This window comes from uncultured Campylobacter sp. (genome assembly GCF_938031315.1).
In the GTDB taxonomy this organism is placed as follows: Bacteria; Campylobacterota; Campylobacteria; order Campylobacterales; family Campylobacteraceae; genus Campylobacter_B.
On record NZ_CALHHT010000300.1, the window covers coordinates 1 to 1,771 of the forward strand.

The following is a 1,771-nucleotide window of genomic DNA, read 5'->3' on the forward strand; positions in this document are numbered from 1 at the left end:
TAAAATCTCCGTGGCGCACGGCGGGCTTTAAAATTTCATCTAATTTTCGCGCGATCTCATCTATGGGCGCGGCGGGCTCGAGTGCCGAAATTCCACGCAAAGCCGCGTGATCGTTACTAAGCTCAAGCGCATCTTTTAGCGCTACTAGTGGAGCTAGAATGCGGTGCTTTAAAAATTTAAAATTCCAAACACCCAAGGCGATGCAGAGCGCAAACATCGCCGCAAGCGCTAAAATCATAAAATTTCTCGCATTTAAACAGCTGCTTGCGCGCTCAATCGCCATGACATAGATCGCATCATCGCTCAATCTTCCGCTAAGCTCGCTGCCGTTTAAATTTGAGCCGTTTGGGCTTGCGGAGGGCGAAAACTCTTCAAAATAGATAAGGCTTAGGCTGGAGTTTATATCCGCAAACATCGCCTCGCGCGTGCTTTTTAGATCGAAACTTCGCCCTAAAAGCTCAAATAGATTGCCGCTAAAATTATAAATTTCGCCGCCGCCGTTAAAGAGTAAAATTTCGCCCAGCCCCGCTAGTTTGGAGCTTAGCATATTCGTATCGACAAAGCCCAAAAGGTATTCATCCGCGCTTACGCGTTTGATCAAAAAATATCTCCAAGCCCCTTCGATGCGCATATATCGCGATACCAGCTCGCCCTCTTTCATATCCGCGGTAAAATTTGAAATTTTGATCTCGCCTAAATTTTTTATCCTCGCATCGCGGCTGTAAAAACTTAAAATTTCTTCCCCGTTTTGCGCTGCGGCATCCGCATTCTGCGAAGTTCCTCTGCTTTGCGCGCCGTTCGTGCCGCCCTCTAAAACGCTCGCGCTATTTGGCGAAGCGCTTCCGCCGCCCGAGGCTTTATTTTGCGAGGCATCGTTTCGCGAGCCGTCATTTTTCGTTACGGCGCTTGGAAGCGGGCCGTCTCGCACGGAGCCTGCGTCGCTTACCGCATCATCGCCTTGCGCCGCGCTATTTTCAACGCCCGGCGTGCGGACGAAAAATATCGCATCAAATCTCTTGCTTTCGCGCGCGGCGTTTTGTATCAAGGCGGTGTAGATATTTGAAATTTCGGAGTCGGTTTTTAGCTTTAAATTTTGCGCGGAGAGGATGTTGTTTTTTAAAATTTCAAGATCGTTAAAAAGCTCCGCACTGTTGTCCTGCACGGTATCTCCCACGTCGATTAAAACCGCGTTCGGATTTTCTTTGCGCAGCTCCTGAGCGAGCACATAGGTTTTGACAAAGCCCGCGCCGGGAACCGCTTCGCAGACGGCATAATCGTAGGCATACAGCCTGCCGTGCACGTCGCCCGTTACGCCGAAACTGAGCGTAACCTCATTGCTTCCCGCCTGTCCTTTTTGAATAAGCTTATGGGTAAGCTTTACCTCATCCGATTGCTTGCCGCGGGCCTTTGCGGTACGGACTGCCGGCTGTTCTCTGTTTTTTGCCGCGCTCTTTGTTTCAACGCAGGAAATGAGCGAAAAAACAACGGCCACAAGTACGGCAAACCGCAAGATTTTCTTTTTCATTTTGAAGTCTCCTGATAAAAATTTTACAAGACAGCGTACGCTGCCGAAAAAACCGGCGCTTGCCAGATACGCCGGCTCTTTTTACCTAACAACCTGTGCGGGAGTAAAACCCGCAGTTACCGCCCGCGCGGGCGCTTAAGCACAAAAACGGAAGCAAGCGCCGTACACGGAACGGACGCGATAATGCCGATGCTCCCCGAAATGCCGTGCATAATTTCTATAACAATGCGCGGTATGTTGATAAAC

At 49.9% G+C, this 1,771-nt stretch carries 1 pseudogene; it reads right to left on the minus strand.

Annotated features, from left to right (window positions below):
• A pseudogene (locus tag Q0236_RS07465) lies at positions 1–1,525 on the minus strand (hypothetical protein); the annotation flags it as partial.
• Between the last annotated feature and the right edge of the window lie 246 nt (positions 1,526–1,771).